This window comes from Streptosporangium sp. NPDC049248, from assembly GCF_040678965.1.
Taxonomy (GTDB): domain Bacteria; phylum Actinomycetota; class Actinomycetes; order Streptosporangiales; family Streptosporangiaceae; genus Streptosporangium; species Streptosporangium fukuiense.
Genome location: NZ_JBFAQY010000027.1, coordinates 70,036 through 95,776, shown reverse-complemented (window position 1 = coordinate 95,776; position 25,741 = coordinate 70,036). Strand labels below are relative to the sequence as shown.

Annotated in this window: 19 protein-coding genes; 7 read left to right on the top strand and 12 right to left on the bottom strand. The window is 71.3% G+C overall.

The genetic code is table 11. The annotated features are described in order from the left end of the window. Nucleotides 1-65: 65 nt before the first annotated feature. A complete protein-coding gene (locus tag AB0K21_RS34930) occupies nucleotides 66-935 on the top strand; it encodes an AraC family transcriptional regulator (protein WP_364155918.1) in 870 nt (289 codons plus the stop codon). Here the strand turns inward: AB0K21_RS34930 and AB0K21_RS34925 are convergent. Both AB0K21_RS34925 and AB0K21_RS34920 read right to left on the bottom strand, forming a co-directional pair. Next, the gene (locus AB0K21_RS34925; RefSeq protein ID WP_364155916.1) at nucleotides 919-1,662 is read right to left on the bottom strand and encodes an SDR family oxidoreductase; all 744 of its coding nucleotides are present in this window, start codon (nucleotides 1,660-1,662) and stop codon (nucleotides 919-921) included. The genes AB0K21_RS34930 and AB0K21_RS34925 overlap by 17 nt on opposite strands. After that, complete coding sequence (locus AB0K21_RS34920) at nucleotides 1,659-2,549, bottom strand: NAD(P)-dependent oxidoreductase (RefSeq protein ID WP_364155914.1); 891 nt, start codon at nucleotides 2,547-2,549, stop codon at nucleotides 1,659-1,661. The genes AB0K21_RS34925 and AB0K21_RS34920 overlap by 4 nt, the downstream gene beginning before the upstream one ends. A gap of 194 nt (nucleotides 2,550-2,743) precedes the next feature. On the opposite strand from AB0K21_RS34920, the gene AB0K21_RS34915 reads away from it, so the two are divergent. Beyond that, nucleotides 2,744-3,109, top strand: a complete 366-nt coding sequence (locus tag AB0K21_RS34915) for a nuclear transport factor 2 family protein (RefSeq protein ID WP_364155912.1) — start codon at nucleotides 2,744-2,746, stop codon at nucleotides 3,107-3,109. 70 nt (nucleotides 3,110-3,179) lie between these two features. On the opposite strand, the gene AB0K21_RS34910 is transcribed toward AB0K21_RS34915, so the two are convergent. Further along, nucleotides 3,180-3,725: a MarR family transcriptional regulator gene (locus AB0K21_RS34910; protein WP_364155910.1), complete on the bottom strand. Its 546-nt coding sequence runs from the start codon at nucleotides 3,723-3,725 to the stop codon at nucleotides 3,180-3,182. A gap of 94 nt (nucleotides 3,726-3,819) precedes the next feature. Here AB0K21_RS34910 and icmF point away from each other — a divergent pair, with 94 nt between their 5' ends. Beyond that, nucleotides 3,820-7,071, top strand: a complete 3,252-nt coding sequence (gene icmF, locus AB0K21_RS34905) for a fused isobutyryl-CoA mutase/GTPase IcmF (protein WP_364155908.1) — start codon at nucleotides 3,820-3,822, stop codon at nucleotides 7,069-7,071. 318 nt (nucleotides 7,072-7,389) lie between these two features. Beyond that, nucleotides 7,390-9,447 (top strand): glycosyl hydrolase family 28-related protein, encoded by a 2,058-nt coding sequence (locus AB0K21_RS34900; protein WP_364155906.1) that lies wholly within the window; start codon nucleotides 7,390-7,392, stop codon nucleotides 9,445-9,447. A gap of 92 nt (nucleotides 9,448-9,539) precedes the next feature. On the opposite strand, the gene AB0K21_RS34895 is transcribed toward AB0K21_RS34900, so the two are convergent. The 6 genes from AB0K21_RS34895 to AB0K21_RS34870 all read right to left on the bottom strand — a co-directional run bounded on the left by AB0K21_RS34895 (nucleotide 9,540) and on the right by AB0K21_RS34870 (nucleotide 17,627). Further along, a complete protein-coding gene (locus tag AB0K21_RS34895; RefSeq protein WP_364155968.1) occupies nucleotides 9,540-10,073 on the bottom strand; it encodes a hypothetical protein in 534 nt (177 codons plus the stop codon). Nucleotides 10,074-10,383: 310 nt separating this feature from the next. Next, nucleotides 10,384-13,146: a DUF5682 family protein gene (locus AB0K21_RS34890; protein WP_364155904.1), complete on the bottom strand. Its 2,763-nt coding sequence runs from the start codon at nucleotides 13,144-13,146 to the stop codon at nucleotides 10,384-10,386. Nucleotides 13,147-13,228: 82 nt separating this feature from the next. Next, the gene (locus AB0K21_RS34885) at nucleotides 13,229-14,344 is read right to left on the bottom strand and encodes an AAA family ATPase (RefSeq protein ID WP_343980809.1); all 1,116 of its coding nucleotides are present in this window, start codon (nucleotides 14,342-14,344) and stop codon (nucleotides 13,229-13,231) included. A gap of 12 nt (nucleotides 14,345-14,356) precedes the next feature. Continuing rightward, nucleotides 14,357-15,724: a VWA domain-containing protein gene (locus AB0K21_RS34880; RefSeq protein WP_364155902.1), complete on the bottom strand. Its 1,368-nt coding sequence runs from the start codon at nucleotides 15,722-15,724 to the stop codon at nucleotides 14,357-14,359. Further along, nucleotides 15,721-17,121 carry a hypothetical protein gene (locus AB0K21_RS34875; protein WP_343980814.1) on the bottom strand — a complete coding sequence of 467 codons (1,401 nt, stop codon included), beginning with the start codon at nucleotides 17,119-17,121 and terminating at the stop codon, nucleotides 15,721-15,723. Before AB0K21_RS34875 ends, AB0K21_RS34880 begins: the two co-directional genes overlap by 4 nt. Then, nucleotides 17,121-17,627, bottom strand: a complete 507-nt coding sequence (locus AB0K21_RS34870) for a hypothetical protein (protein ID WP_343980817.1) — start codon at nucleotides 17,625-17,627, stop codon at nucleotides 17,121-17,123. Before AB0K21_RS34870 ends, AB0K21_RS34875 begins: the two co-directional genes overlap by 1 nt. Nucleotides 17,628-17,866: 239 nt before the next feature. On the opposite strand from AB0K21_RS34870, the gene AB0K21_RS34865 reads away from it, so the two are divergent. From AB0K21_RS34865 to AB0K21_RS34855, 3 genes are all read left to right on the top strand, one after another. After that, complete coding sequence (locus AB0K21_RS34865; protein ID WP_343980820.1) at nucleotides 17,867-18,247, top strand: helix-turn-helix domain-containing protein; 381 nt, start codon at nucleotides 17,867-17,869, stop codon at nucleotides 18,245-18,247. Nucleotides 18,248-18,814: 567 nt separating this feature from the next. After that, nucleotides 18,815-19,441 carry a hemerythrin domain-containing protein gene (locus AB0K21_RS34860; protein WP_364155899.1) on the top strand — a complete coding sequence of 209 codons (627 nt, stop codon included), beginning with the start codon at nucleotides 18,815-18,817 and terminating at the stop codon, nucleotides 19,439-19,441. A gap of 12 nt (nucleotides 19,442-19,453) precedes the next feature. Then, nucleotides 19,454-20,875, top strand: coding sequence for an MFS transporter (locus AB0K21_RS34855; RefSeq protein WP_364155897.1), 1,422 nt, complete (start codon nucleotides 19,454-19,456; stop codon nucleotides 20,873-20,875). A 34-nt stretch (nucleotides 20,876-20,909) separates the two neighbouring features. Here AB0K21_RS34855 and AB0K21_RS34850 read toward each other — a convergent pair whose 3' ends face one another. The 3 genes from AB0K21_RS34850 to AB0K21_RS34840 all read right to left on the bottom strand — a co-directional run bounded on the left by AB0K21_RS34850 (nucleotide 20,910) and on the right by AB0K21_RS34840 (nucleotide 25,738). Next, on the bottom strand, nucleotides 20,910-22,913 hold the full coding sequence (locus AB0K21_RS34850) for an RNA polymerase sigma factor (RefSeq protein WP_364155895.1): 2,004 nt from the start codon (nucleotides 22,911-22,913) through the stop codon (nucleotides 20,910-20,912). A 33-nt stretch (nucleotides 22,914-22,946) separates the two neighbouring features. After that, a complete protein-coding gene (locus AB0K21_RS34845; RefSeq protein WP_343980835.1) occupies nucleotides 22,947-23,279 on the bottom strand; it encodes a YciI family protein in 333 nt (110 codons plus the stop codon). 173 nt (nucleotides 23,280-23,452) lie between these two features. Next, complete coding sequence (locus tag AB0K21_RS34840) at nucleotides 23,453-25,738, bottom strand: heavy metal translocating P-type ATPase (protein ID WP_343980838.1); 2,286 nt, start codon at nucleotides 25,736-25,738, stop codon at nucleotides 23,453-23,455. Nucleotides 25,739-25,741: the final 3 nt, after the last annotated feature.

Below are 25,741 nucleotides of genomic sequence, written 5' to 3'. Positions count from 1 at the left end.
CTTCGACCCCGCCGAAAAGCCGCGCGGGCCGCGACGTGCCCTACGGGGCGGGTAGCTTCGTGGAGATGCAACGGAAACCGAATCTCCGAGCCCTGTGCCGGCGCCTGCCGGCAGGCGGGAACCTGCCCGGGCATCGGCTGCGGTTCGGCTCCGGCACCGAGGGGATCGAGCGGCTCGAGGCGTCGCTGGTCGGTGAGGCGTTCTCACCACACCGCCACGACACGTACGCGATCGGGATGACACTGCGGGGTGTGCAGACCTTCCGCTACCGCGGTGAGCTGCGGCACTGCCTGCCCGGAGAGTGGCACATCCTGCACCCCGACGAAACCCATGACGGCGCGGCGGGTACCGACGAGGGATTCGGCTACCGGATCATCTACATCGACCCTTTCCTCGTCCAGGAGGCGCTGGGCGGAAGACCGCTCCCCTTCGTCGCCGATCCTGTCGTCGGGCATCGCGACGTGCATCCGTCCCTTCTCGCGTCACTGGCGGACATCGACGAACCGTTGGGCGACCTCGAACGTCTCGAGGTCGCGCTCCTGGTCGCGGAGATGCTGGAGAGGCACTCTTCCGCTCCGTTGAGGAAGCGGGCACCGCTCGCTTTGGAGCCGCTGTCGCGCGTGCGGGACCTCATCGCCGACGATCCGGCGGTCAGGCACACGGTTGAGGAGTTCGAGGACGTCTCGGGCCTGGACCGCTGGACGATCGCGCGTCAGTTCCGGGCCGCGTTCGGCACCAGCCCGACCCGTTTCCGCACCATGCGGCAACTGGACCGGTCACGCCGGATGCTGGCGGGCGGCATGCCGTTGTGCGACGCCGCACTGGGGGCGGGATTCGCCGATCAGAGCCACATGACGCGGATGTTCAAACGGGCCTACGGCCTCACGCCGGCGAGGTGGGTCGCCGCGCTCGCCGGTGTCACAGCCCACCCGTGACGTTGAGGACGGCACCGGTGACGTAGGACGCCTTGCCCGACATCAGCCACGAGACCGCCTCGGCGATCTCCTCCGGCCTGCCCGGTCGTCCCCAGGGGATGCGCCCCGCGACGCGCCGGGCTCGTCCCGGCTCCCCCGCGCGAGCGTGGATGGTGGTGTCGACCGTTCCCGGCGAAACGGCGTTGACCCGGATGCCGTCCGGGGCGAGCTCCTTGGCCAGACCGATCGTCAGCGTCTCGAGCGCCGCCTTGGTCGCGGCGTACGCGACGTACTCGTGTGGCGATCCGGTACGGGCGGCGACCGAGGAGACGTTGACGATCGCCGCCCCCGGCGCCCGCCCCGCCCAGTGCCGCGCGGCCTCGCGGCACAGCCGGACGGGCGCCACGAGGTTCACGTCGACGACGCGCCGCAGGTCGGCGTCGGTCAGGCCGGTGAAGGGGCCGATCCTGCCGGTGACCCCGGCGTTGTTCACCAGGCCCGCCACCTCGCCGAAGGACCCGGCGAGGTGGAACAGCCGCTGGGGAGCGTCCTCCTCGGTGACGTCGACACGAAGACCACGGACGGGGACGTCGGCGCCGTCGAGGGCGGCTTCCAGCGTCCGGGCGTCGTCGTCGGAGTTCGAATGCGTGAAGACGACACCGAACCCGTCCGCGCGCAGCCGTTCGACGATGCTCCTGCCGATTCCCCGCGTCCCGCCGGTGACGATCACGATCGGGTGTGTGGTCATTCCTGTGCTCCCTGGGTCGATCCGGTCCTGGCCTCGATCGCGCGGACGACGGTCACCATGTCCGAGTGATGATGCCCCAGCGCGAGCGTCTCGCCGAACAAGGCGTGGCAGACGTCCAGCAGCGGCGAGGCCAGGCCGGCCTTCCGCGCCGCCTCGGCGATGAGCCGGTTGTTCATCAGCACGTCGGCGACCGACGCCTGAGCGCCGAAGTCGCGCTCGACCAGCTTGAGCGCCTTCACCCGCGAGACACCGCTGGCCATCGGGCCGGAATCGAGCACGTCCAGGAGCAGGCGCAGGTCGAGGCCGTGGCGGTCGGCGAAATGCACGGCCTCCGCCAGGCCGGTCACCATGGTGATCAAAAACAGGTTGACCGACAGCTTCATCAGCAACGCGGAGGGAACCGGCCCGCACACCACCGTCTCGTGGCACATCGGCCGGAACAGCGGGCGAACCTCCTCGATGGCCGCGAGCCGGCCTGCCAGCATCGCCACGAGCCGCCCGGCCTTGGCGGGATCACGCGATCCTGAGACCGGGGCCTCGACATAACCGCCCCCGGCGGCGAGGATGTCGGCCTCCAGTCCCGAGGAGTGGTCGGGTGAGGTCGTCCCCATGTGAACGATGACGCGCCGCGCGACGTTCGCCTCGAACCGGGCTGTCCCGCGCCCCAGCACGGAGTCGATCGCGGCGCCGTCGGCCAGCATGAGGAACACGACGCGCACCCGCTGGAACACCTCGGCGGGACTCGTCACCACCTTCGCGCCGGCCGCCCGCAGCGTCTCGCTCCTGCCTGCGGTACGACTCCAGACGACGAGGGGCGTCCCCGCGCGAACCAGGTTGAGGGCCATGGGCTCTCCCATGAGCCCAAGACCGATGAAACCGATCTCCATCCATCCCACCTCCGGCCGTATCCACTGCGAGCAATGTTCTAGGCCAAGGCGCCGCCGACAGTCTTGAACGATTGTGCCGCCGGAGTCCGGATTCATATCTGAAACTTCTAGCTACCAGCAGATTCATCTGTTGGACTTCTGATCGCCGGGCGGCCACGCTAGTGGGCACCGAGGTCCACCACCGGGAGGAATCCATGCCGGAGTACGAGAAGGCCATGCGGCCCGAAGACATCACCCGCCTGTTCGTCGAACGGTCCAACGCCGGTGACGCGGCCGGAGTCGCCGCGCTCTACGAGGAGGGCGCGGTGATGGCCTATCCGCCCGGCGGCCGGACGGTGGGCCGGGAGGCGATCCGCGCGCTGTGGGAGAAGGTGCTGGCCGGCCGTCCCCGCTTCGAGCAGGAACAACCGCTGCCGACCCTGATCAGCGGCGACATCGCCCTCACCTCGACTCCACCGAAGGACGGGAGCGGCGCCCGTGCGCAGGTCGTCCGGCGCCAGCCCGACGGCAGCTGGCTGCGCCTGCTCGACCAGCCCGAGTTCGTTCCCCCCACCCGCTGAGGGGAGGTCGAGCTCCCCAGGGGCGCGTCGGCATCGCGCGCTCCAGGGTGGCCCGCTGGACGCCCCCTGGCTACGGGTGCACGGGGAGGTCGCGCGGGCTCGTTCCGGCCTGGTCCGGCCGATGGACGTCGCCCAGGGCGGCGCGGACGTCACGGAGGTGGTCGGTGGTCTCGACGGCCTGGGCGCGGGTGAGATCGGCCAGGCCGAACGAGCTCTCGTTGAGTGCCTCGGTCGCCTGCCACGCCAGGGTCTGCCCGGCGGAGGTGATCCTGGCCAGGACCACGCGCCGGTCGTCGGGGGAGACACGCCGTTCCACGAGCCCGCGCTGCTCCAGGCGGGTGACGACGTTGGTCACGGAGGCGGGGTGCACCATCAGCCGCTCCCCCATCTTTCCCATCGGCAGCGCCCCTCGCGCGAATGCCAGCAGTTGCAGCGCCTCGTAGGCGGCGAAGGTCAGGCCGTACGGCTTGAGGGTCTCCTCGATCCGGCTCAGCAGCAGTTGCTGCACCCGCATGACGGAGGTGACGGTGGCCATGTGGTCGGCATGTTCCGGCCAGCGAGCGTTCCACTGCCGGTGGGCTTCGGCGATGGAGTCGAAAAAGGGTGAACTAGGCACCGGCTCACGCTACTTGACCGAATCCCGATCACCTATGTACTTTAATGCCAAAATATTTGATGTCCAAGGATTTATTACCCTCCAGGAGAGTCCGGTGCCACGCTCCGACGACCACTCCCGCGTCAACGGCTCGCTGCACGTCCCCGCCCACCCGGTGCGTTTCGTCACCGCCGCCGCGCTGTTCGACGGGCATGACGCGGCGATCAACATCATGCGGCGGATCCTGCAGGCGCAGGGAGCCGAAGTGATCCACCTGGGCCACAACCGCTCGGTGCGGGAAGTGGTCGACGCGGTCATGGAGGAGGACGCCCAGGGGGTGGCGGTCAGCTCCTACCAGGGTGGGCACATCGAGTACTTCGAATATCTCGCCTCGGCGCTCGGGCAGGCAGGGCTGGGACACGTCCAGATCTTCGGCGGCGGCGGTGGCGTCATCGTGCCGGAGGAGATCGCCCGGCTGGCCGAGTCGGGGGTGCGGATCTTCTCCCCCGAGGACGGCCAGCGGTTCGGCCTGCCGGGAATGATCAATCGGCTCATCCGTGAGTCGGACGTCGATCTCGCCGCGCGGCCGGTACCGGTCGAAAGCGTGCTGGCGGGTGAGCGGACGGCGCTGGCACGCGTGATCACCTGCCTGCAGGGCGGGACACTGCCGGAGGCCGACCGGCGGGTGCTGGCGGACGCGGCCGCCGGTCGCCGGGTGCCGGTGCTCGGTATCACCGGCACCGGCGGGTCCGGCAAGTCCTCCCTCACCGACGAGCTGGTACGCCGGTTCCGCACCGACCAGCAGGACAAGCTCCGGGTGGCCGTGCTGGCGGTGGATCCGACCCGGCGCCGTGGCGGCGGCGCGCTGCTGGGCGACCGGATCCGGATGAACACCCTGGACGGCGACCGTGTCTTCTTCCGGTCCCTGGCCACCCGGGGCGCCCGCGAGCTGCCGGAGAACATCGAAGCGGTGATCGAGGCGTGCAAGGCCGCCGGATACGACCTGGTGATCCTGGAGACTCCGGGCATCGGCCAGGGCGACGCCGCGATCGTCCCCCTCGTCGACGTCGCACTGTATGTGATGACGCCCGAGTTCGGTGCGGCCTCCCAGCTTGAGAAGATCGACATGCTGGACTTCGCCGACGTGGTGGCGATCAACAAGTTCGAACGGCGTGGCGCGGCCGACGCACTGCGCGACGTGTCCCGGCAGCTGATCCGCAACCGGGAGGCTTTCGGCGCCCGGCCCGAGGACATGCCGGTGTTCGGTACCAGCGCGGCCACCTTCAACGACGACGGTGTCACCGCCCTGTACCAGCACCTGAGCGGTCTGCTGGCCCAAAGCGGCCTGCCGCTCCAGCCCGGTGTCCTGCCCGAGGTGAGCGGCCGCGCGTCCACCGGCGCGGCCCAGATCGTCCCGCCGGGCAGGATCCGCTACCTCGCCGAGATCGCCGAGACCGTGCGCGGTTACCACGCCGAGACCGCCCGGCAGATCCAGGCCGCCCGGCGCCTGCAGCGGCTGACCGAGGTGGCGGCCGAGCTCACCGGACCGCCCGCCGCGGCCGTCGCCGAACTGGCCGAGGCGGCCAGGGCCGACCTCGCACCGGCGAACGCCGAGCTCATCGACGGCTGGCCGGCGGTCGTCGAGGCGTACTCGGGCCAGGAGCAGGTGGTGCGGGTCCGCGACCGGGAGTCGCGCACCAGGCTCACCCGCGAGTCGCTCTCGGGCAGCACGATTCCACGGGTGGCGCTGCCGCGCTACACCGACCACGGGGAACTGCTGCGCTTCCTGCGGAGCGAGAACCTGCCGGGCCGTTTCCCGTTCACGGCCGGGGTCTTCCCGTTCAAGCGCGAGGGCGAGGACCCGGCCCGGATGTTCGCCGGCGAGGGGGACGCCTTCCGCACCAACCGGCGCTTCAAGCTGCTGTCGGCCGACAGCGAGGCCACCCGGCTGTCCACCGCGTTCGACTCGGTCACCCTGTACGGCCGCGACCCCGGCCAGAGCCCCGACGTCTACGGCAAGGTCGGCACCTCCGGCGTGTCGATCGCGACCCTGGACGACATGAAGGCGCTCTACGACGGGTTCGACCTGTCCGCACCGGCCACGTCGGTGTCCATGACCATCAACGGCCCCGCCCCCACGATCCTGGCCTTCTTCCTCAATACCGCCATCGACCAGGCGCTCGATCGCCACCGCGACACGCACGGGCGCGAGCCCTCGCCCGAGGAGGCCGCGGAGCTGCGCGCCCGGACACTGGCCACCGTGCGCGGCACCGTGCAGGCCGACATCCTCAAGGAGGACCAGGGCCAGAACACCTGCATCTTCTCCACCGAGTTCTCGCTCCGGATGATGGGCGACATCCAGGAGTGGTTCATCCACAACGGGGTGCGCAACTTCTACTCGGTGTCGATCTCCGGCTACCACATCGCCGAGGCCGGGGCCAACCCCATCAGCCAGCTCGCCTTCACGCTGACCAACGGTTTCACCTACGTGGAGTCCTATCTGGCCCGGGGCATGGACATCGACGACTTCGCGCCCAACCTGTCGTTCTTCTTCTCCAACGGCATGGATCCCGAGTACAGCGTGCTCGGCCGGGTCGCGCGGCGGATCTGGGCGGTCGCGATGCGGGAACGCTACGGCGCGAACGAGCGATCACAGAAACTCAAGTACCACATCCAGACCTCCGGCCGGTCGCTGCACGCCCAGGAGATGGATTTCAACGACATCCGCACCACGTTGCAGGCCCTCATCGCGATCTACGACAACTGCAACAGCCTGCACACCAACGCCTACGACGAGGCCGTCACCACCCCCACCTCCGAGTCGGTACGCCGCGCCCTGGCCATCCAGCTCATCATCAACCGCGAGTGGGGCCTGGCGATGAACGAGAACCCGTTGCAGGGCTCGTACATCATCGACCAGCTCACCGACCTGGTCGAGGAGGCCGTGCTGGAGGAGTTCGACCGGATCAGCGAGCGCGGCGGCGTGCTCGGCGCGATGGAGACCGGCTATCAGCGTGGCCGCATCCAGGACGAGTCGATGCGCTACGAGCAGCGTAAACACGACGGCAGCCTGCCGATCATCGGCGTCAACACCTTCCGCAATCCCGACGCCGACGCCCGCGACGCCGGGCCGATGGAACTCGCCCGCGCCACCGAGGGCGAGAAGCGCTCCCAGCTGGAGCGGGTCGGCGCCTTCCAGGAACGCCACCGCGAGCAGGCGCACGCCGCACTGGCCGCGCTCAAGGAGGCCGCCCACGACGGCGAGAACATGTTCGCCGTGCTGATGGACACCGCCCGCGTCTGCAGCCTGCAGCAGATCACCGACGCGCTCTTCGAGGTGGGCGGCCAGTACCGGCGCAACGTCTGAGAGGTCGCGGCCCGGACGGGAGGCGGGTCAGGTGTCCCCGGACACCTGACCCGCCTCCCGTTCGGCCTTTCTCGAATGGCCGGACGGGCCGGTGGCCCCGCCTGGTCGCCGATCGCGCGCTGCGGGAACTCCACAACGACCCATTACCGTGTCCGCAAGAACTTGATTGACAGATGCAGCTAGAGAACAAGATTACGAAACTATTTCGCACGAGTCTTGCCGGGCGGGGTTCAGGGGTCCTAATGTCGCCTCACCTCAGGAAGGTCGCTCTCCTCGGACGCCCTGGGGTGTTCACCCCCCGAGAGAAACGAGCACGCCATGTCACGGATCGGCACAGGAGTCGCGGCGAGGTGGTCCGGCAGGCCACCTCGAAGGGTCGCGGCGGTGATGGCGGCCACCCTCGGTCTCAGCGTCGCGCTCGGCGGCACGTCCCTCGCCGACAGGAACGCGAACGGAGCCTCGACGCCCGCGGTGACTCGCGCCGGCCTCGACCCGTCACTCGTCGCGGGCCGGGGCGCGAGCGTCGACTTCGCCGAGCAGGAGGCGGAGAACGCCGCGACGAACGGCACGGTCATCGGCCCGGACCGCACCGCGTACACGCTGCCGTCGGAGGCGTCGGGCCGCAGGGCGGTCAAGCTGACGCCCGGGCAGCACGTCGAGTTCACCCTGCCGGGCGCGGCCAACGCGATCACCGTGCGCTACAGCATCCCGGACGCCCCCAACGGCGGCGGCATCACCGCGCCGCTCAACGTCACGGTGAACGGCGGGGCCAGGAAGTCCATGACCCTCACCTCGCAGTACGCGTGGCTGTACAACCAGTATCCGTTCTCCAACGACCCGAACGCCGACCTGCTCCACCCCGACTGGTGGATCACCGAGTGCGCCTGCGTGCCCGCCGCCACCACGCCCACTCCGGCGATCACCAAGCCGTTCCGCCCGAGCCACTTCTACGACGAGCAGCGCCTCCTGCTCGGCAGGACCTACCGCGCCGGTGACAGGGTACGGCTCACGGTTCCCGCCGGGAGCAACGCCGCCTGGACGGTCATCGACCTGCTCGACTCGCACCTCGTCGGCGCTCCGCACGTCAGGCTCGTCGCGGCGAACGTGCTGGCCTTCGGCGCCGACCCGCTCGGGCGGCGCGACTCCGCCGACGCGTTCGACAGGGCGATCGCCTTCGCCAAGGGCAAGCGACTCAAGGTCTACATCCCGCCGGGCACCTACCAGGTGAACCGCCACATCATCGTCGACGACGTGACGATCGAGGGCGCGGGCAACTGGTACACGATCATCAAGGGGCGCGAGGTCACACTGCCCGCGCCCGCCCCCGACGGCTCGGTGCACACCGGCGTCGGCTTCTACGGCAAGGACGCCTCGGCCGGTGGCAGCGACGACGTCCACCTGTCCGGCTTCGCGATCGAAGGCGACGTCCGCGAACGCATCGACACCGACCAGGTGAACGGCGTCGGCGGGGCGATGAGCAACTCGACCATCAGCGGCCTGCACATCCGCCACACCAAGGTGGGCCTGTGGTTCGACGGGCCGATGACCAACCTGAAGATCACCAACAACGTCGTCGTCGACCAGATCGCCGACGGTCTCAACTTCCACACCGGCGTCACGAACTCGGTCGTGTCGAACAACTTCATCCGCAACTCCGGGGACGACGGCCTGGCGATGTGGTCGGAGAAGACCTCCAACGCCGGCAACACCTTCGACCACAACACCGTGCAGACGCCCGTCCTCGCGAACGGCATCGCCGTCTACGGCGGCACCGACAACACCGTCTCGAACAACCTCGTCGCCGACCCGATCCGGGAGGGCAGCGCCATCCAGGTCGGCTCCCGCTTCGGCGCCGAGGCCTTCGCCGGACACCTGTGGGTCAGGGACAACACCACGGTCCGGGCCGGCACGTACGAGCTGAACTGGAACATCGGCCTGGGAGCCATCTGGTTCTACGCGCTGGAGAAGAACATCGCCGCCGACATCCAGGTGGTCGGCAACCACTTCCTCGACAACACCTACAACGCGATCATGCTGGTCAGCGACTGGCCGGTGAAGGACCTGTACTCGATCACCAACGTCCACTTCAAGGACATCAGGGTCGACGGCACCGGTACCTCCGTGGTCAGCGCCCGGGTGAAGGGATCGGCGTCCTTCGAGAACGTGGACGCCCGCAACGTCGGCGCGGTCGGCGTCAACAACTGCGGGGCGTTCAACTTCCCGTCCACCGGCTCGGAGTTCTCGCTGACGGACCTCGGCGGCAACGACGGGGGCGGCACCACCGGTCCCTGGCTCGCACCGTGGGAACTGCCGAACACCATCACCTGCGACGACCGTCCGCCGGTCGTCGCGCCTCCTGCCCCGTCCCCCTGGTGAGCAACCGGCGGGGGTCAGGACCGAGCAGGCCGTGAAACGGGAAAGCCCGCCCCCGGGTCTTCCGGGGGCGGGCTGTTCGCCGTGATGGACGGTTACCGCAGGACGGGGTGGTCCCGGACCAGCGGGGTGGCGCCCCACCACCTGCCGAGCCCAAGGGTGTCACCGGCCTGGGCCATCGCCAGGCCGGCCAGCACGAGGGCGTAGACGAGGTGCTCGTCCATGAAGGGGTTGGTGGTCAGCGGCAGTTCGGCCGCCCACATCAGAACCATCATCAGCCCGCCGGCGGCGGCGGCGATCCGCAGACCCGCCCCCGCGATGAGGGCCGCGCCGACGCCGAGCAGGCCGAGCATGAACAGCCAGTCCACCCAGCCCTGCCCGGCCAGACCGGTGAACAGACCGCCGAGCGCGTTCTCCCCGGTGCCCTTGAGGAACCCGGTGGTCGGGCTGCCCCCGGCCACCCACGCCCGCTCGGCGGGGGTGGCGAACCCCCAGCCGAAGGTCTTGTCCAGGAACGCCCACAGGAACACCCACCCCAGGGCGATGCGGGCGACCGCCCACACGTAGTCGACCGGGCGCCTCGCGGCGGCGGGGATGACGGCGGCGGGAGTGACGGGGGCGGCGTTCATGACCGGCCCGGTGTGAACTCGTCCGTGAGTGGTGGCCATGACGGCTCCCCTTTCCTGTGGTGTCTCTCGGTTTCTTTCGCACCCTCATCACATCGTTTTTCGGAGCCCGGACGCAGTGCCGTACGACTCGCGCCGAGGTCCCGGAGGTCCCGTTCCCATGGGACTTTCGACCCTCCGGACCCCGGAGACGCCAAGGCACGGACACCGGGGACGGCGGAGTTCCACGAGCGCCATCCGGCCCTCACCGCATGGACGCGGGAACGCCCCGCCCTCGCCCTCGCGACACGCTGACGAGCGCCTTCGCCCGCCCTCAGCCGGTGAGCAGCGCCGCGACCGCGCCGGTCGTCGCCGGATGCCGGGTGAGCAGCCCGCCCACCGCCGGGGCCGCCGCGACGCTCGCGGTCGTCGTCGGCCACTCCCCCGCGCAGCCGAGCAGCGCCGCCACGGCGTCGCACGCCCGCGGGTGCCCGGCCAGCAGCCCGGCCACCGGCCCGCTCGGCGCGGACGCCGGCCCGGCCGGCACCGCCGGCCGCTCCCACGGCGCGACCCACCGGTCGAGCTCGGCCAGGGAGGCGGGGAAGGTCCTGCCCGCCTCGCGCACGAGCACCGGGACCAGCTCCGGCACGTGCCGGCGCAGCGTCGTGATCAGCGTCGGCAGCCATGGCAGCAGAACCTCGTCGGGCAGTCGCGCGAAGGCCTTGGACAGCACCTCGACCACGAACGGCGCGAGGGCGGGAACGGGTTCGAGCGCCTGGACGAACCCGCTCAGGTAGAGCGGGAAGGAGGGGATGACGAGCGGGTTGGCCAGCAGCTCGTCACACCGGGCGCGCAGCCGGGCCTGCGAAAGCAGGCCCAGCTGGGTCTGGGCCGCCCACAGCAGCGCCGTCTTGGCCGGCTCCTGCGGATGCGCCTGCCGCACCGCCAGCTCCAGCTGGGCCCGGTCACAGCCCAGCGACAGCGCGAGACTCTCCATGGAGAACAGGAAGCCGAGCATGGCACCGACCTGGCGGACTCCGGTGTCCTCGTCCACGAAGGCGGTCGGCAGCAGCGTGCAGTAGTGCGCGTAGCCGGCCGTGACGAACGCCTCGCACCAGGCCGGCAGGTCCGGCTGGGTGGCCCGGTAGTACGCCAGCAGCCGGCGGATCCGGCGCAGTACCTCGGGGGCGTCGTCCACGGTGCGCTCGGCCGCCAGCAACTCCACCGCGCGGTTGCCGAGCTCGTCGGCGAAGCGGCGGCCGCCCAGGTAGAGGATGGCGTCCTCCACCGCCGCCAGAGCGACTCCCGCGCCGGCCTGCGGCTCCCGTACCTTGCGGCGCAGGCGCTGTTCCAGCACCTGCTCGACGGTGACGCCCTCGTAGCCCAGTTCGACGATCGACCGCTGGTGGCGGCCGATCGCCAGGTCCCAGCTCTCCTGGATCGGCCGCTCTCCCAGGCGGCGCGCCCCCATGATGGGCCGGACCGCGCCCTCGGGCAGCAGCTGGCGCAGTATCCACAGCAGGTCCGAGCACGGCACCAGTCCGGGATCGGCTCGCAGGTCCAGCAGCGCCCGCTGCTGGGTGCGCCTGCCGGGGTCCAGCCCGAGCGGTTCCAGCCGGTCGTACACGTCGCGTGCCAGCGGCGGGAGCGCCTCGTAGCCGACCTCGCCGATCCGGTCGCCTCCCAGGAGGATCTCGCACAGGCGGCGGATGTCACGGCGGCCCGGCACCACGTCCTTCTCGATGCACGTGACAGCCGCGTCCTGGAAGTCGTACGGCGTCGGCCTGGCCCGGTTACGCAGCCCGGCGAGCAGGATCGAGGTCTCGAACACCGCGATGGCGTCGGCGGTGCTGGCCAGGTAGCCGTTACGCCGGGCCAGCCGCACGATGTCGACACACCAGCCGCGCAGCTCGGCCTCGTCCAGGTCGTCCAGAGCGGGCGGGGTGGCCAGGAACCCCGACAGCCGGTCGGTGACCTGCTCCGCGGGGGCCGGCACCGCGGCCCGTACGGGGGACACGGTCCGCGAGCGGGTGCCCCGCTGCCCCCGCAGCCGGTACGGCGTGAGGCCGCCGCGCGTCGCCGCCTTGGCCCAGGTCGCCGCGGCGATCGACACCGACCCCTGGGCCAGGCCGAACTGGGCCTCGATCGCCGAGTGGCTGGAGGGGATCAACCCGTACAGCCAGCGCGTGGCCGTAGGAGGGGTGATGGTGTACGCCGGCGCGTCGGCCGCCAGGCCGAACTCGGGCACCGTGCTGACGGCGTGGAAGGCACCGCACACGTACAGGCAGGTCGCCGGGTCGGCGCCGGAGACGGCCAGGTGCTCGCGGATCCGGGTCCACATGTGGCGCTCGCGTTCCTCGTCACCGGCCAGCCGCTCACCACCGGGCCCCAGCCGCCGGAACAGGCTGCCGATCAGCGCCATGGCCTGCCGGTAGGTGTCGTAGTCCGCACCGGCCAGCGGCTGCTCGACGTACTGGTCCCACCACTCCGACCAGTGGCGGACCTTGCCGTGGCGCAGCAGGTGCTCCTCCAGCTCGGCGAAACGCGGCCTCAGGTCGCCCACCTCGACACCCACGGCGTCGCCGTGCAGGTCGCCGTCGCGTTCGGCGGCGACCGGCTCGGCCTCCTCCCGGGGCAGCCACTGGAAGACGTGGTCGGCCGAGCGGTCGACCAGCACCAGCTCGACACCCGGGGTGTCCAGCGCGTAGGCGATGGCCTGGTACTCCGCCGAGGCCTCGGTCAGCGGCGCCACAACGCTCAGCGGGCCGGAGCCGGGCGGAAAGCCCTCCGGCTCGGTGGCGAACGCCTGCAGCGCCACCGGCAGCCGGCAGTTGCGCAGTTCCTCCAGCAACGGCCGCAGGTCCTCACACAACTCCAGATAGACGACCTTGGGCTGCCGGTCGCGCAGCCGCCGCGTCATGGCCAGCGCGGAGGCCGGTGAGTGGTGACACACCGGGAATATCTCCAGCTCCTCGTGCAGCGCCCGGTCGACGTCGTCGACCAGACCCGCCAGGATCTCAGACAGCGCGTCCGGGCCGCCCGCAAAGGCGGTGGCGGCGTCCAGAAGCTGCTCGCGCAGGGCGGCGAAGGTGCTCATCACATCTCCTCGGGCATGGAGACCCCGAGCTCTGGCTCTGGGCGGGAAACCCGGCGTGCTGCCAAGGGTCGCGGGAAGGAGGTCATGACAGCGTGGAGATCGCCTGGCGGCCGCCTTCGAGGAAGCCCGTCCACTCCCCGCCCTCCTTCTTGCTGCGCGGCTCGACGACCCCGTGCCAGTACTTGTTCAGGATGGCCAGGTCCTCGGGGGCGCGCCTGGCCAGCGAGCCCACCAGGGCGCCGCCCAGCGTCTGGGCGCGCAGGGTCCGATCACCGAAGAAGTCGCTGTGCAGGATGGCGTCCTCCAGCACACCGATCTGCTCGGCGGTCGACAGCGCCGACTCCAGCTTCTCGTCCTCGCTGGTGGCCGAGGCCGCCGCGGCGCGCAGGTCGGCGAAGCTCTGCAGCAGGATGTCCAGCAGTGTGGGCGGCAGGTCCAGCTCGATGCGATGGCGGCGCAGCAGCTCGGTGGTGCGGAAGCGGACGATCTCCGCCTCGCTGGCCTTGCTCGTCACGACCGGGATCCTGACGAAGTTGAACCGCCGCTTCAGCGCCGAGGACAGGTCGTTCACGCCCCGGTCACGGCTGTTGGCCGTGGCGATGACGGAGAACCCGGGCTTGGCGAACACGATGTTGTCGGTGTCGAGCTCGGGGATGGAGATGTACTTCTCCGACAGGATCGAGATCAGGGCGTCCTGCACGTCGCTGGTCGAGCGGGTCAGCTCCTCGAAACGGCCGATCACGCCCCGCTCCATCGCCGTCATGATCGGCGAGGGGATCATCGACGCGCGGGACTGCCCCTTGGCGATCACCATGGAGACGTTCCAGGAGTACTTGATGTGGTCCTCGGTGGTGCCCGCCGTGCCCTGGACACCCAGGGTGGAGTTGCGGCAGATGGCGGCGGCGAGCAACTCGGCCAGCCAGCTCTTGCCTGTGCCGGGGTCGCCGATGAGCAGCAGTCCCCGGTCGGAGGCCAGCGTCACGATGCTGCGCTCGACGAAACTCCGCTCGCCGAACCACTTCTGCGAGATCTCCCGCTCCAGCCCGTCGGAGCGCTCGGAGCCGAGCACGAACAGTCGCACCATGCGGGGGCTGAGCCGCCAGGAGAACGGCTTGGGGCCGTCGTCGACCGACTCCAGCCAGTCCAGTTCCTCGGCGTACTTCACCTCGGCGGGCGCGCGCAACATCTCATTGGTCATCGGTAGGGGCTCCTAGGTGAGAAAGTTCTTCAGCTCGAACACGAGTTTGCGGATGTGACCGGAGATCACCGGCGTGCCCAGGTCCTTGAGCCGCTGGCGGAACCACGGATTGACGCTCTGCTGGCCGCCGCTGCTCACCGAACCCACCGGGATGACCCGGACGCCTGAGCGGTGCAGGGATTCCAGGCCGGCGTAGACGGCGTCGCAGTTCCATTCGTAGAAGTCGGAGATCCACACGACCACGGTGTTGCGCGGGTCGGAGACCTTCGGCTGGGCCAGGGTCAGGGCGGCCGTGCCGTCGGTGCCACCCCCCAGCCGGGTCCGGAGCAGCACCTCGAACGGGTCGTTCACCCACGGGGTGAGGTCGAGCGCACGGGTGTCGTAGGCGATCAGGTGCACGTCCACCTTGGGCAGCCCCGCGAAGATCGACGCCAGGATGGTGCAGTTGACCATCGCGTCGACCATCGACCCCGACTGGTCGACGACCACGATCATCCGGGCCGGCGTGGTGCGCCTGGCGGTGCGCCGGTAGTAGAGCCGGTCGACGTAGAGCCGCTGGTCCTCGGGGTTCCAGTTGACGAGGTTCTTCCAGATCGTGCGCTCGACGTCGAGGTTGCGAAAGACCCGCTTGGGCGGCACCGAGCGGTCGATGGCGCCCACACTGGTCTTCTCGACCTGCGTGCGCAGCACCTCGGCGACCTCGTCGACGAACCTGCGGATCAGCGCCTTGGCGTTGGCCAGCGCCACCCCCGACAGGTTGGCCTTGTCACGCAGCAGCTGCTCGATGAGCGACATGCTCGGCGTGAGCCGCCTGGCCAGCACCGGATCGGCCAGAACCTCGCGCAACCGCATGCGGCTGACCAGGTCGGCCTCCAGACCCGCCAACACCGAGGCCGGCTCACGGTCACCCGCGCCGCCACCCGCGCCATCGCTCGTACCGCCGGCCTGGCGGCCGCCCTCACAGCCCAGGGCCTGCTTGAACCAGCCGGCGTCCTGCTGCCAGGCCGCGAGCCGGGTCGCGGTGACCTCACCCGCCCCGGTGGCGAAGACGTTGAGCAGCAGCTTCGACACCAAAGCCGCCCTGCGCACCTCCTGGCCGGCCTCCCGCTCACCCGGTTGCTCACCCGGTTGCTCCCCCGGCGTGAGCAGGTCCCGGAACTCCGCGGCCAGCTCGGGAAAACGCTGCACCAGGGTGTCGACGGACACCGAGGGGTCGAGCAACGCCGCGGGCAGTCCGAGATCGTCGACGACGGCCATGCTGGCGCTCTCCAGCGCGGGCTGCTCGTCGTTGTCGAAGAGGCGGGCGAGCAGCCGCCAGTAGAGCACCTGACGCCGGTTCTGCTCGGCGCTCGCCGTGCTGTTCTCGCTGTTCCGGCTCATCGTCTCAGCAACCGTCCGGCTCGTTCACGCAGCACGGCGACCGCGTCCCCCGCCCTGGCCTCGGCCTTGACCACCTTGGGGTCGGTGGGCCCCAGCGCCCAGTCACCGGTGTGCGCCTCGATCGTCTCGCTCTTGACCTTGGCCCGCACCGCGAGCGGCTGCAGCAGCCAGCGGCCGCCGTCCCAGCGCATCAGCCCGATGCACTCCGAGGATCCGGCCACCAGTTTCGGTGTGAGCGGGCCGCAGGCGGGCAGCCCGTCGGTGTCGACGGCGAGCACGGCGCCGCCCAGGTCGAACGAGCCGTCACGGGTGACCTTGTAGTCCGTCACCAGCACCGGCTCGGCGATGAGCACCGGGTGGCGGTCCAGGGGTGGCGCGGCCGGCGCGAGCGCCCCGGCGAGGGAGACCCTGGCCACCGCGAAGGCGTCGACCGGCGCACCGGCCCGCGCCCGATCGTCATCCCACAGCAGGTCACCGCCGGCCAGCACGGGCACATCGGTGATCTCCAGGCTGCGCCGTTCGGCAAGCGCGCCCAGCAGCCGGGGATGGCGGTTCGGCAGCTTCCAGACGGCGGGACCGACGATGGTGTCCACCTTGGCGGCGGCCACGCTGGTGCGCACCAGCCGGGCCCGGCCGCCGCCGGCGGGTTCCAGCACGCCGTGCACCTGCATCTGTACGGCGGTGGCGTGCTCGTGCACGTCGACGCCGAGGATCAGCAGCCGCCCCGACAGGTGCTCGGCCACGACACGCTCGCCAACCTGGCCGCCCGACCTGGCCAGCAGCAGGGCCCGGGTCCACAGATCGGCCCAGCGCCGTACGGGCAGACGCTCCATCGTGCCGATCGGGCAGCAGGCGCGCAGCTCGGCCGCCAGGCCGTCGAGCAGCACCGCCTGCCTGCGCTGCTCCGGCACGGCCAGCAGCGCCTCGATGGTCTGGTCCGAGGCCGAGACGAGGTCGTGGTCGACGCCGCGCCAGCCGGTGATGGCCAGCTCGCACAGCCAGGACCTGGCGGCGCCGAGCAGGTTGCCCGCACCGTCCGCCTCGGGCATCGGCGCTGCCTGCCACGGGGCGCGTTCGCGCCCCAGCGCCTCGTCCAGCTCGGCCAGCAGAGCGTCGTGCACGGCGCCCAGCAGCGCGGTCCGGCCGCCTGCCAGCATCGTCAGCTGCTCCTCGGCGATCGAGCCGGAGACGACCTTGGCCACTGCCTCCGCCGCCCCCTCGCCGATCGGGGTGAGCGCGAAGGCGCCTGCCAGGGCGGTCAGCGCCGCGGCGTGCTGCTCGGAGAGCCGGGCCAGCCCGTGCACCAGGGCCTCGTCGAAGCCGGTCACCAGCTCCAGCGCCTCCCCGAGGCCGGCCGACTCGCCGTCCCGCAGCCGGGTCAGCTGTGCGGCGAGCATCAGCGCACCACCCTCGTGGCCGGAAACCAGTGAAGCTCGGGGATCGGCACGGTGGTGTCGGGCAGCTCCAGGTAGGCCAGGTGGCGCAGGAAACGGCTGAACACCATGGCCGCGGGGGCGGGGCCGAGGCCGCCGCGCAGGCAGTCGATCAGGTCGGCCCCCTCGGAGACCTCGGCCCGCAGGTAACGGGCCACCCGGTCGAGGCCGTACTGCAGTACGGCCTCGGCGGTCAGGGCCCGCAGGTGCTTGCACGGGTAGGAACCGGACAGGCCGCCGCACGGACGGTTGTTGTTGGTACTGCAGCTGTGGGTGTGGGTGGCCGCGGTGACGGAGGAGACGTAGACGCGGCTGATATCCGAGCCGCTCGACACGACACCCTGCAGCCGGCCGTCCGCCAGCTCGACGAAGGGAACCTTCGCCAGCTTGCGGGGCCGGACCGGCGGCACCACCGGCACCCTGCCGCACTGCTCCCACGCGGCCGTGCCGGCCGGTAAACAGTCGATCATGAACCGGGAACCTATCTCACCGCTCCGACAGAAATCCCGCGAAGGAACCACACCCGAGGGGATCTCCGGGGGCCGCGACGCGGCGACGGTCATCGGCCCCCTGTCGCCGGCAGCGGCCGACACCGGGTCCGGGCCGGCCGTCGATCTCGGGGAGGTTGTGGAGCGCTGGGCCACGAAGGCGTTGGAGCCGCCGTCAGGCCCCCTCAACGGGCAGCCGGTCACCGGATACCCTGGGCGCCGTGACAGAGCCACCACTGCGCGCGGACATGTTCGACGAGTTGTGCCCGTCAGACCTGTCCCCCGTCCGTTTCGGTGACAAATGGGCGGGGATGATCATCCGCTGCCTTGAGCGGGGACCGCGCAGGTTCTCCGAGCTGCGCGTCCCGCTGCGCCGGGTCACCGCGAAGGTGCTCACCCAGTCGCTGAGGTCGCTCGAACGCGACGGGCTGATTCTCCGCACCGCCCACGCCGGCTCCGTCCAGCGGGTCGAGTACGAGTTGACCCCTCTCGGACGCAGCATGCTCGAACCGATGAACGCGGCCTGCGCGTGGTCGGTGGAACACTGGGACGAACTGCTGGAGGCCCGCGAGGCAGCCACGCCGAACCGTATGACCCATTGATGACGACGCCGGTGCCCTCGACACGGGGTGCCGGCGGCGAACGGGCGGGGAGGTCAGCGGCCGGTCGGTGACGACGGTGTCGCGCGGGCCGCCGCGGACCGGGTTCCTCTCGTAGTGCCCGCCGGTGACGAGCAACCGGATCCGCCCCGCGTCGTCCTCCTCCGCCTCCCGGGGGCCCCGGTCCTTGCCGACGGGGTGTCCTGCCTGTCCGGATCCGTGCCAAGGCCGCCGGGGCACCCCGGGCAGGGTCCGGTGATCATGCAGGTGACCTTCGGCCCGGTCTCCGGCCACACCGTGATCGTCCGGTTGGTCCCAGGCCGTTCGGCCCGCCCGCGCCGGGAGTCGGCGAGCGCGTCCAGGACCACGAGGTCGCGGGAGCGTGGACCGTCCCGCGGCACCCAGGCGGCGTACCAGGCGCCTCCGAGAGGGCCTCGTCCCTTCACCGATCCGCCTCCGGACAGCAGGCTTAAGCTCCATAAATTGATAGTTAATCACATGATTAGTTGGAAAGTTGACATTTAAGTAAAGTGACAGTTAGCGTCATCGACATCTTCGACGGAGGAAGACATGACCTTCAGACTTGACATGACGATGATGTTCGCGATGCACGACGCCCTCCGGCGGGAGCTGGAGCGCATCGCCCGGATCACGGCCCGGACCGACGACGACCCCCGACGGGTGCTGCGCACGGCCGCCGGCTGGGAACTGTTCAAGACCTTCCTACGGGTGCACCACACCTCCGAGGACGTCGCGCTCTGGCCCGTCATGCGGCACGAGCTGGCCAGCCGCCCGGACGGTCTCGCCCTGCTGGAGGCGATGGAGGCCGAGCACGCCGCCATCGACCCCCTGCTGGCGGGCGTGGACGCGGCGCTGGCCGACCGCGACCACGGCGGGGAGATTCTCGGCGGCCTGGTCGACGCCCTGGTCACCGGTCTGAGCGGCCATCTGCGCCACGAGGAGACCGAGGGGCTCGCGCTGATCGATGCCAGCCTCGACGACCGGCAGTGGCTCCACTTCGCCGAGATACACCGCGAACGGATCGGCGGCGAGGTGCCCCGCTACCTGCCCTGGCTGCTGGACGGCGCGGACGCACGGACCACCGCGCTCATCCTCGACCGCCTGCCGGCCCCGGTCCGCACCGCCTACCACGACGAGTGGCGCGCGGCCTACACCGACCTGAACCTCTACCCCTGAAGGGACACCCCCATGTCCGCACAGCACGAAGTCCTCGCCGAGCCAGGCGCGCCGACCGGCGGTCGGCCGGGCCCCGCCCTGCTGGTCATCGCCACCGCCCAGCTCATGCTCGTCCTCGACGGCACCATCGTGAACGTCGCCCTGCCGAGCACCCAGCACTCCCTGGGCATCACCCCGGCCGACCTGAACTGGGTACTCACCGCCTACGCCCTGACCTTCGGCGGCCTCCTGCTCGCCGGCGGCCGCGCCGGCGACCTGTTCGGCAGCCGCCGCGTGTTCCGTCTCAGCCTGGTCGTGTTCACCCTCGCGTCACTGCTCGGCGGCCTCGCCACCACCGGGACGGCGTTGATCGCGGCGCGGGCCCTGCAGGGCGCGGCCGCGGCGTTCGCCGCGCCCACCGCGCTCTCCCTGCTGGCCACCACCTTCCCCGCCGGACCGGCCCGCGCCAGGGCCCTCGGCGTCTATGGGGCGATGGGCGGCCTCGGCTCGGTCGTCGGGCTGCTGCTCGGCGGCGCGCTCACCGAATACCTCGACTGGCGATGGGTCATGTTCGTCAACGTCCCCGTCGCGCTGGCGGTGCTGCTCGGGACCGGCGCGCTCGTCGAGGGCGACCGCGACCACGGCCGCGTCGACCTGCCCGGCGCACTCACCGCCACCCTGGGCCTGGGGTCCCTGGTCTACGCCGTCAACCGGGCCGGGACCCACGGCTGGACGACGACGGGCACCCTCGGGTTCTTCGCCGCCGCGACGGTCCTGCTGGCCGCGTTCCTGCTCATCCAGCGGCGCAGCCAGGCCGCGATGCTCCCGCCCGGGATCCTGCGGGATCGGGGCAGGGTCGGCGCCAACCTCGTCATGTTCCTCATCGGCGCGGGCATGTTCGCCACCTTCTTCTTTCTCACCCTCTACATGCAGGGAGTGAAGGGGTACGGCCCCATGCGGACCGGACTCGCCTACCTGCCCTTCGCGCTCGGCATCGGACTCGGGGCGGGCGGCCTCGGCCCCAGGCTCCTGGCCCGGCTGCCTGAGCGGACGGTCATCGTCACCGGCCTGGCCCTGGCCATCGCGGGCATGGTCTGGTTCGCCGCCCTCACCCCGGCCACCGGCTACTTCGCGGTACTGCTGCCCGCCCAGTTCGTCGCGGGCATCGGGCTGGGACTGTGCCTGGTCACCGCGACGATCGTCGGTGTCCAGGGCGTCGCCCCCCGCGACACCGGCATCGCCTCCGCGCTGGTCAACACCAGCCAGCAGATCGGCGGAGCTCTCGGCCTCGCCGTCCTGGCCGCCGTCGCCGCCGCGGCCACCGAGAACCCCGCGCTCCCGGTCTCCCTGACCGACGGCTACACCACCGCCCTGCTGGCGGGCGGCGCGCTCTACCTGATCGCTCTGCTGGCCGCCGCCTTCACGATCACCTCACTGGAGCAGCGGCATCCCTGATCGGGCGCACGGCGCCGAAACGCGCGGAGACGGTTCATCTGCTCCGCAGTTGATGGAGGGTGTGGCCGGTGGCCCGCTTGAACAGATATTCGGCCCGTTCGTAGGAGAGCCTGCGGCGGCCGGTCTCGGGGCACAGGTCGCCGGGGGCGGGCCGGCGGCCGGGGCCGGGCCTGCGCTCGGACAGGAACAGCGGGCCGCGACGACGGCCCGCGACGAGCTGGGGAATGAGCTCGGCGGTGCCCGACCGCCAGTGAATCCAGCGGGACCCCGGCGCCCTGCCGCGCATCCCCGCCAGGTCGAGGTCCTCGACGTTGAGCGCGAGCACCGAGCCGATCCCGGCCGCGCTCTCGTGGAGCATCAGCCACAGGGCGCGCTCGCGCGGGGCGAGATCCTGCCGCTTCCACAGCGCCTCGACGCGCGGCGGCTCCATGGGACGGGTGCGCGACCGGGGTTCGGGCCGGCGACCGATCCCGGCGGCCAGGTCCTCGCCCAGCCGGCCCCGGTCCGCGGCCCAGCAGGAGAAGGAGCGGACGGCACCTCGGTGCCTGTTCCACGTCGCGGCGGCGGCGCTCTCCCAGGCGGCGGCGAAGACCTCGGCGACCTGTCCGGCGGTCACGCCCCGCAGCGGGATGTCGTCGCCGAGATCGCGGCGGAGCCGGCTCATGGTCTGGCGGTAGGAGCGGACGGTCGCGGCGTCCAGGTCGGCGCGGGCCAGGAAGGCACTCGCGGCCTCGGCCAGGGTGACCGCGCTCTCCGGCCTGGCGGCGTCCGCGCAGGTCTGGGCGCGTTCCAGCAGGATCGTGCGTTCGGGCACGTTGAGAGTGAGCGCCGCGGCCCGTTCGAACTCCCGCCGGGCCTCCTCGTGGCGACCGAGCCTGACCAGCAGGTCGCCGCGCACGCTGGGCACCCGATGGTAGCCCTTGAGCGCCGGCTCGGCCGCCAGGGTGTCGACGAGCGCCAGCCCCGCCTCGGGACCGTAGGCCATGGCCAGCGCGACCGCCCGGTTGAGCTGCACGACCGGGGTGGGCAGCACCCTGACGAGGGTTTCGTAGAGGGCGGCGATCTGCGCCCAGTCGGTCTCCTCCGCCGTACGGGCCCGCGCGTGACAGACCGCGATGGCGGCCTGCAGCACGTACGGGCCGAGAGGTCCGCCGGATTGCCTGGCACGCAGCAGTGCCGCGAAGCCCCGGCGGATGAGGAGCTGGTCCCAGCGTCCGCGGTTCTGCTCGTGCAGCGCGACGGGCTCCCCCGACGGCCCCGTCCTGGCGGCCAGCCGGGATGCCTGGAGCTCCATCAACGCGATCAGTCCGTGTACCTCGGCCTCGCCGGGCGCGAGCCCGGCCAGCAGGCGGCCCAGGCGCAGCGCCTCCTGGCAGAGGTCCTGGCGCATCCAGCCGTCGCCCGCGCTCGCCGCGTACCCCTCGTTGAACACCAGGTAGATGACCTCGAGGACCGACGACAGGCGCGCGGCCCGGTCCGGCCCCGTGGGGACCTCGAAGGGGACCCCGAGTTCGGCGAGGGTGCGTTTGGCCCGGACGACGCGCTGCGCGACGGTCGGCTCGGAGACGAGAAAGGCCCTCGCGATCTCGTCGGTGCGCAGGCCACCGAGCAGCCGCAACGTCAACGCCACCCGGGACTCGGCGGACAACGCCGGGTGGCAGGAGACGAACATCAGGCGCAGGACGTCATCGCCCACCTCGTCGTCGAGTGCCGCGTCGGTCTCGGCCTCGGTGCCGTCCGGCCTGGTGGCGAGCTCGTGGGCGAGCTGCTCGTGCCCGCGCTCGAGCCGCTCGCCGCGCCGCAGGTGGTCGATGGCGCGACGTTTCGAAACGGCCATGAGCCAGGCACCCGGATTATCCGGAACGCCTGAGTCGGGCCACCGTTCGAGGGCGGCGAGGAGCGCGTCCTGCGCGAGCTCCTCGGCCAGCCCCACGTCGCCCAGCATCCGGACGAGTCCGGCGATGATCCTCGCCGACTCCATCTTCCAGACCTCGTCGACCGCCCGATGGGCGTCCCGGGACATCACGGGCTCGATCACAGCACCCGCCGGGCCGGGCACGCAAGCGCCCGATCAGTCCTGTGGGCCGAAGACCTGCTGGATGGTGCCCTCACCCTCTCCGATGATCTTCCAGAAGCGCCGGGAGAGCTCGATGGCCTCCTGCTGCGAGCGCGCCTCGATGAGCGCGAAGCTGACGATGGCCTCCTTCGTCTCGGTGAACGGCCCGTCGGTGACGGTCATCTCGCCACCGGAGGCCGAGATGTGGAGGCCGACCGGGTCCAGGCCGCCGGTCGCCAGCAGCACCCCCGCCCGGGTCATCTCCTCGACGAACGCGGCCATCTCCGCGTGAACCGCCTCGCTCGGGGGTGCCGCGTCGCCGCCCTTGGTGGTCATCAGGAATCGCATCTTCATATCTCCTTCGGGTGATCAGAGAACCGATCCTCGCCGGTTTCCAGCTACGCGTCGATCGGGGCCGGCGAAAATCGACACGCCTCGTCCGACCAGGGCGGCGACCGGATGTGACAGGGAATGCACACCGCCCACGCCTCCGCCGGGTTTCGTCCCGGCACCGAGCCGGGTCACGCCGGCGAACCGGCGGCCAGGGAGAAGTAGGCCTCCTCCTCCTGGTCGAAATGGAGGATCAGGACGGCGTACAGGCCGTAGAGGCAGGCGCGCAGGTCGTCGAGCTGCTCCGGGCGCGGCCCGCCGGCCTCGATGAGGGCCAGGTGACTTCCCAGGCGTCGTACCAGGCGTTCGATCTCGGCATGCGCCCTGCTCATGGTCATCACGACCTCCGGGCCGCCCAGCACCTGCCCCATGGCCGGATACAGCCGCTGCTCCTCGGCCCGTTCGTGAGGCAGCAGCCGCTCGGTGAGGAACGCCTGGACCTCTCGCAGCCGGTCGAGTAACGCCGTGGGCGGGGTCCTGCCCAGCTCGTCGGCCGTCTCCCGGATCAGCTCCAGGGTCGGCCGCAGCGAGGAGTGCTCCAGCTCGAAGCGGCGCAGCAGGGATTCGGTGGCGGAGTCCATCACCGGCCGGGTTCCCCGGGTGGGGCGCAGCGCCCGTAGCGCGTTGAGGATCACCGCGATGTCGATGCCCTCCTGCAGCAGGGCGCCGGCCGCGGGTGGCAGGGCGCCGGCCGCGGCGGCCACCATGGCCAGCAGTGACAGCGCCATCCCGGTGGCCGCGCTCTGCACGGCGATGTGCCGGGAGCGGCGGGCGACGTCCATCGCGTCGGCGAGCCGGTCCAGGCGGTCGGTGGTGAGCACCACGTCCGCGGCCTGGGTGGAGGCGGCGGACCCCCGGGCCCCCATCGCCACTCCGACGTCGGCCGCCGCCAGGGCCGGGGCGTCGTTGATCCCGTCGCCCACCATCACGGTCACCGCGTCGGCCGCCTCCCGCCGTACCGCCTCGACCTTGGCCGCGGGGGTCTGCTCGGCGAGCACCCGGTCGATGCCGAGTACCACGCCCACGCTCTCGGCGACCTCGGCCCGGTCTCCGGTGAGCATGACCACCCGCTCGATGCCCGCGGCGCGCAGCCGCCGCAGCGTCCGCGCGGCGTCGGCCCGGATGGCGTCGCGAAGCAGGATCACCCCTGCCGCCCGGCCGTCCAGCGTCACCCAGACGGTCATGGCCCCGTCCAGCGCGGCCCGCGCCCGCTGGATCCGCTCCCATTCCGAAGGCGAGGAGGTCGTCGCCTTGCCGACCTCTATCAGGTGCCCGTCCACCACCCCCGTGGTGCCGGTGCCCGGCCTCTCCTGGATCTCGGCCGGTTGCGGCAGCTCGGCACCGCGCGCGCGGGCCGCGTCGACGATCGCGGCGGCGAGCACGTGCGACGACATCTGATCCACCGCGGCGGCCAGGCGCAGCACGTCGTCGGTACGGACACCGGGCGCGGCCACGACGTCGATCACCCGGGGCCGGCCGGCGGTCAGCGTCCCGGTCTTGTCCAGGATGAGCGTGCGTGCCTGGCCCAGCCGCTCCAGTGCTCCACCACCCTTGACCACCACGCCGTGCCGTGCCGTGCGGGACAGCCCGGAGGCGATGGCCGCGGGTGCGGCGAGCAGCAGCGGGCAGGGGGTGGCGACGACCAGTACCGCGACGGCCCGTACCGGCTGGCCGGACAGCAGCCAGGCGGTCGCCGCCAGCAGCAGGGTGACCGGCAGGAACCAGGAGGCGAACCGGTCGGCGAGCCGCACGACGGGGGCGCTGTCGGTCTCCGTCTGCCGCGCCAGCCGCACCACTCCCGCGTAGGCGCTGTCGGCCGCGGTCCGGGTGGCCCGCAGGTCGAAGGCGGCACCGGCGTTCACCACACCGCTGCGCACCCCCTCCCCCGAGGCGTACTCCACCGGTACCGACTCCCCCGTCAGCGCCGACTCGTCCAGCAGCGCGAGATCGCCCGCCACCGCGCCGTCGACGGGGACCATCTCCCCGCTGGGTACCAGCAGCAGGTCTCCCGGGCGAACCTGCTCGACCGGTACCAGGTCCGGCACCCCGTTCTGGTAGCGCCGGGCCGAGTGCGGTGCCCGTTCGTACAGGGCGGTCAGGTCGTGGCGGGCCCGGCGCAGGGCGTGCTCCTCCAGTGCCCGCCCGGTGGCGAGCATCACGCCGATCAGGGCACCGGCGAGGTACTCCCCCACGGCGAGCGCTCCGGCCAGGGCGAGGACGGCGATGGCGTCCACGCCCATCCGGCCGTTCCGCAGCGCCGACACCACCCATCCCGTCGCGGGCACCAGTGACACGCCAGTGACCAAGGCCCACACGATGTCGGCGGCCGCCTCCGCGCCGGTCAGGCGGAGCGCGAGACCGGCCAGCAGTCCGGCCACTGTGCCCACCAGAAGGGCGACGGCCATCAAACGTCCCATTTT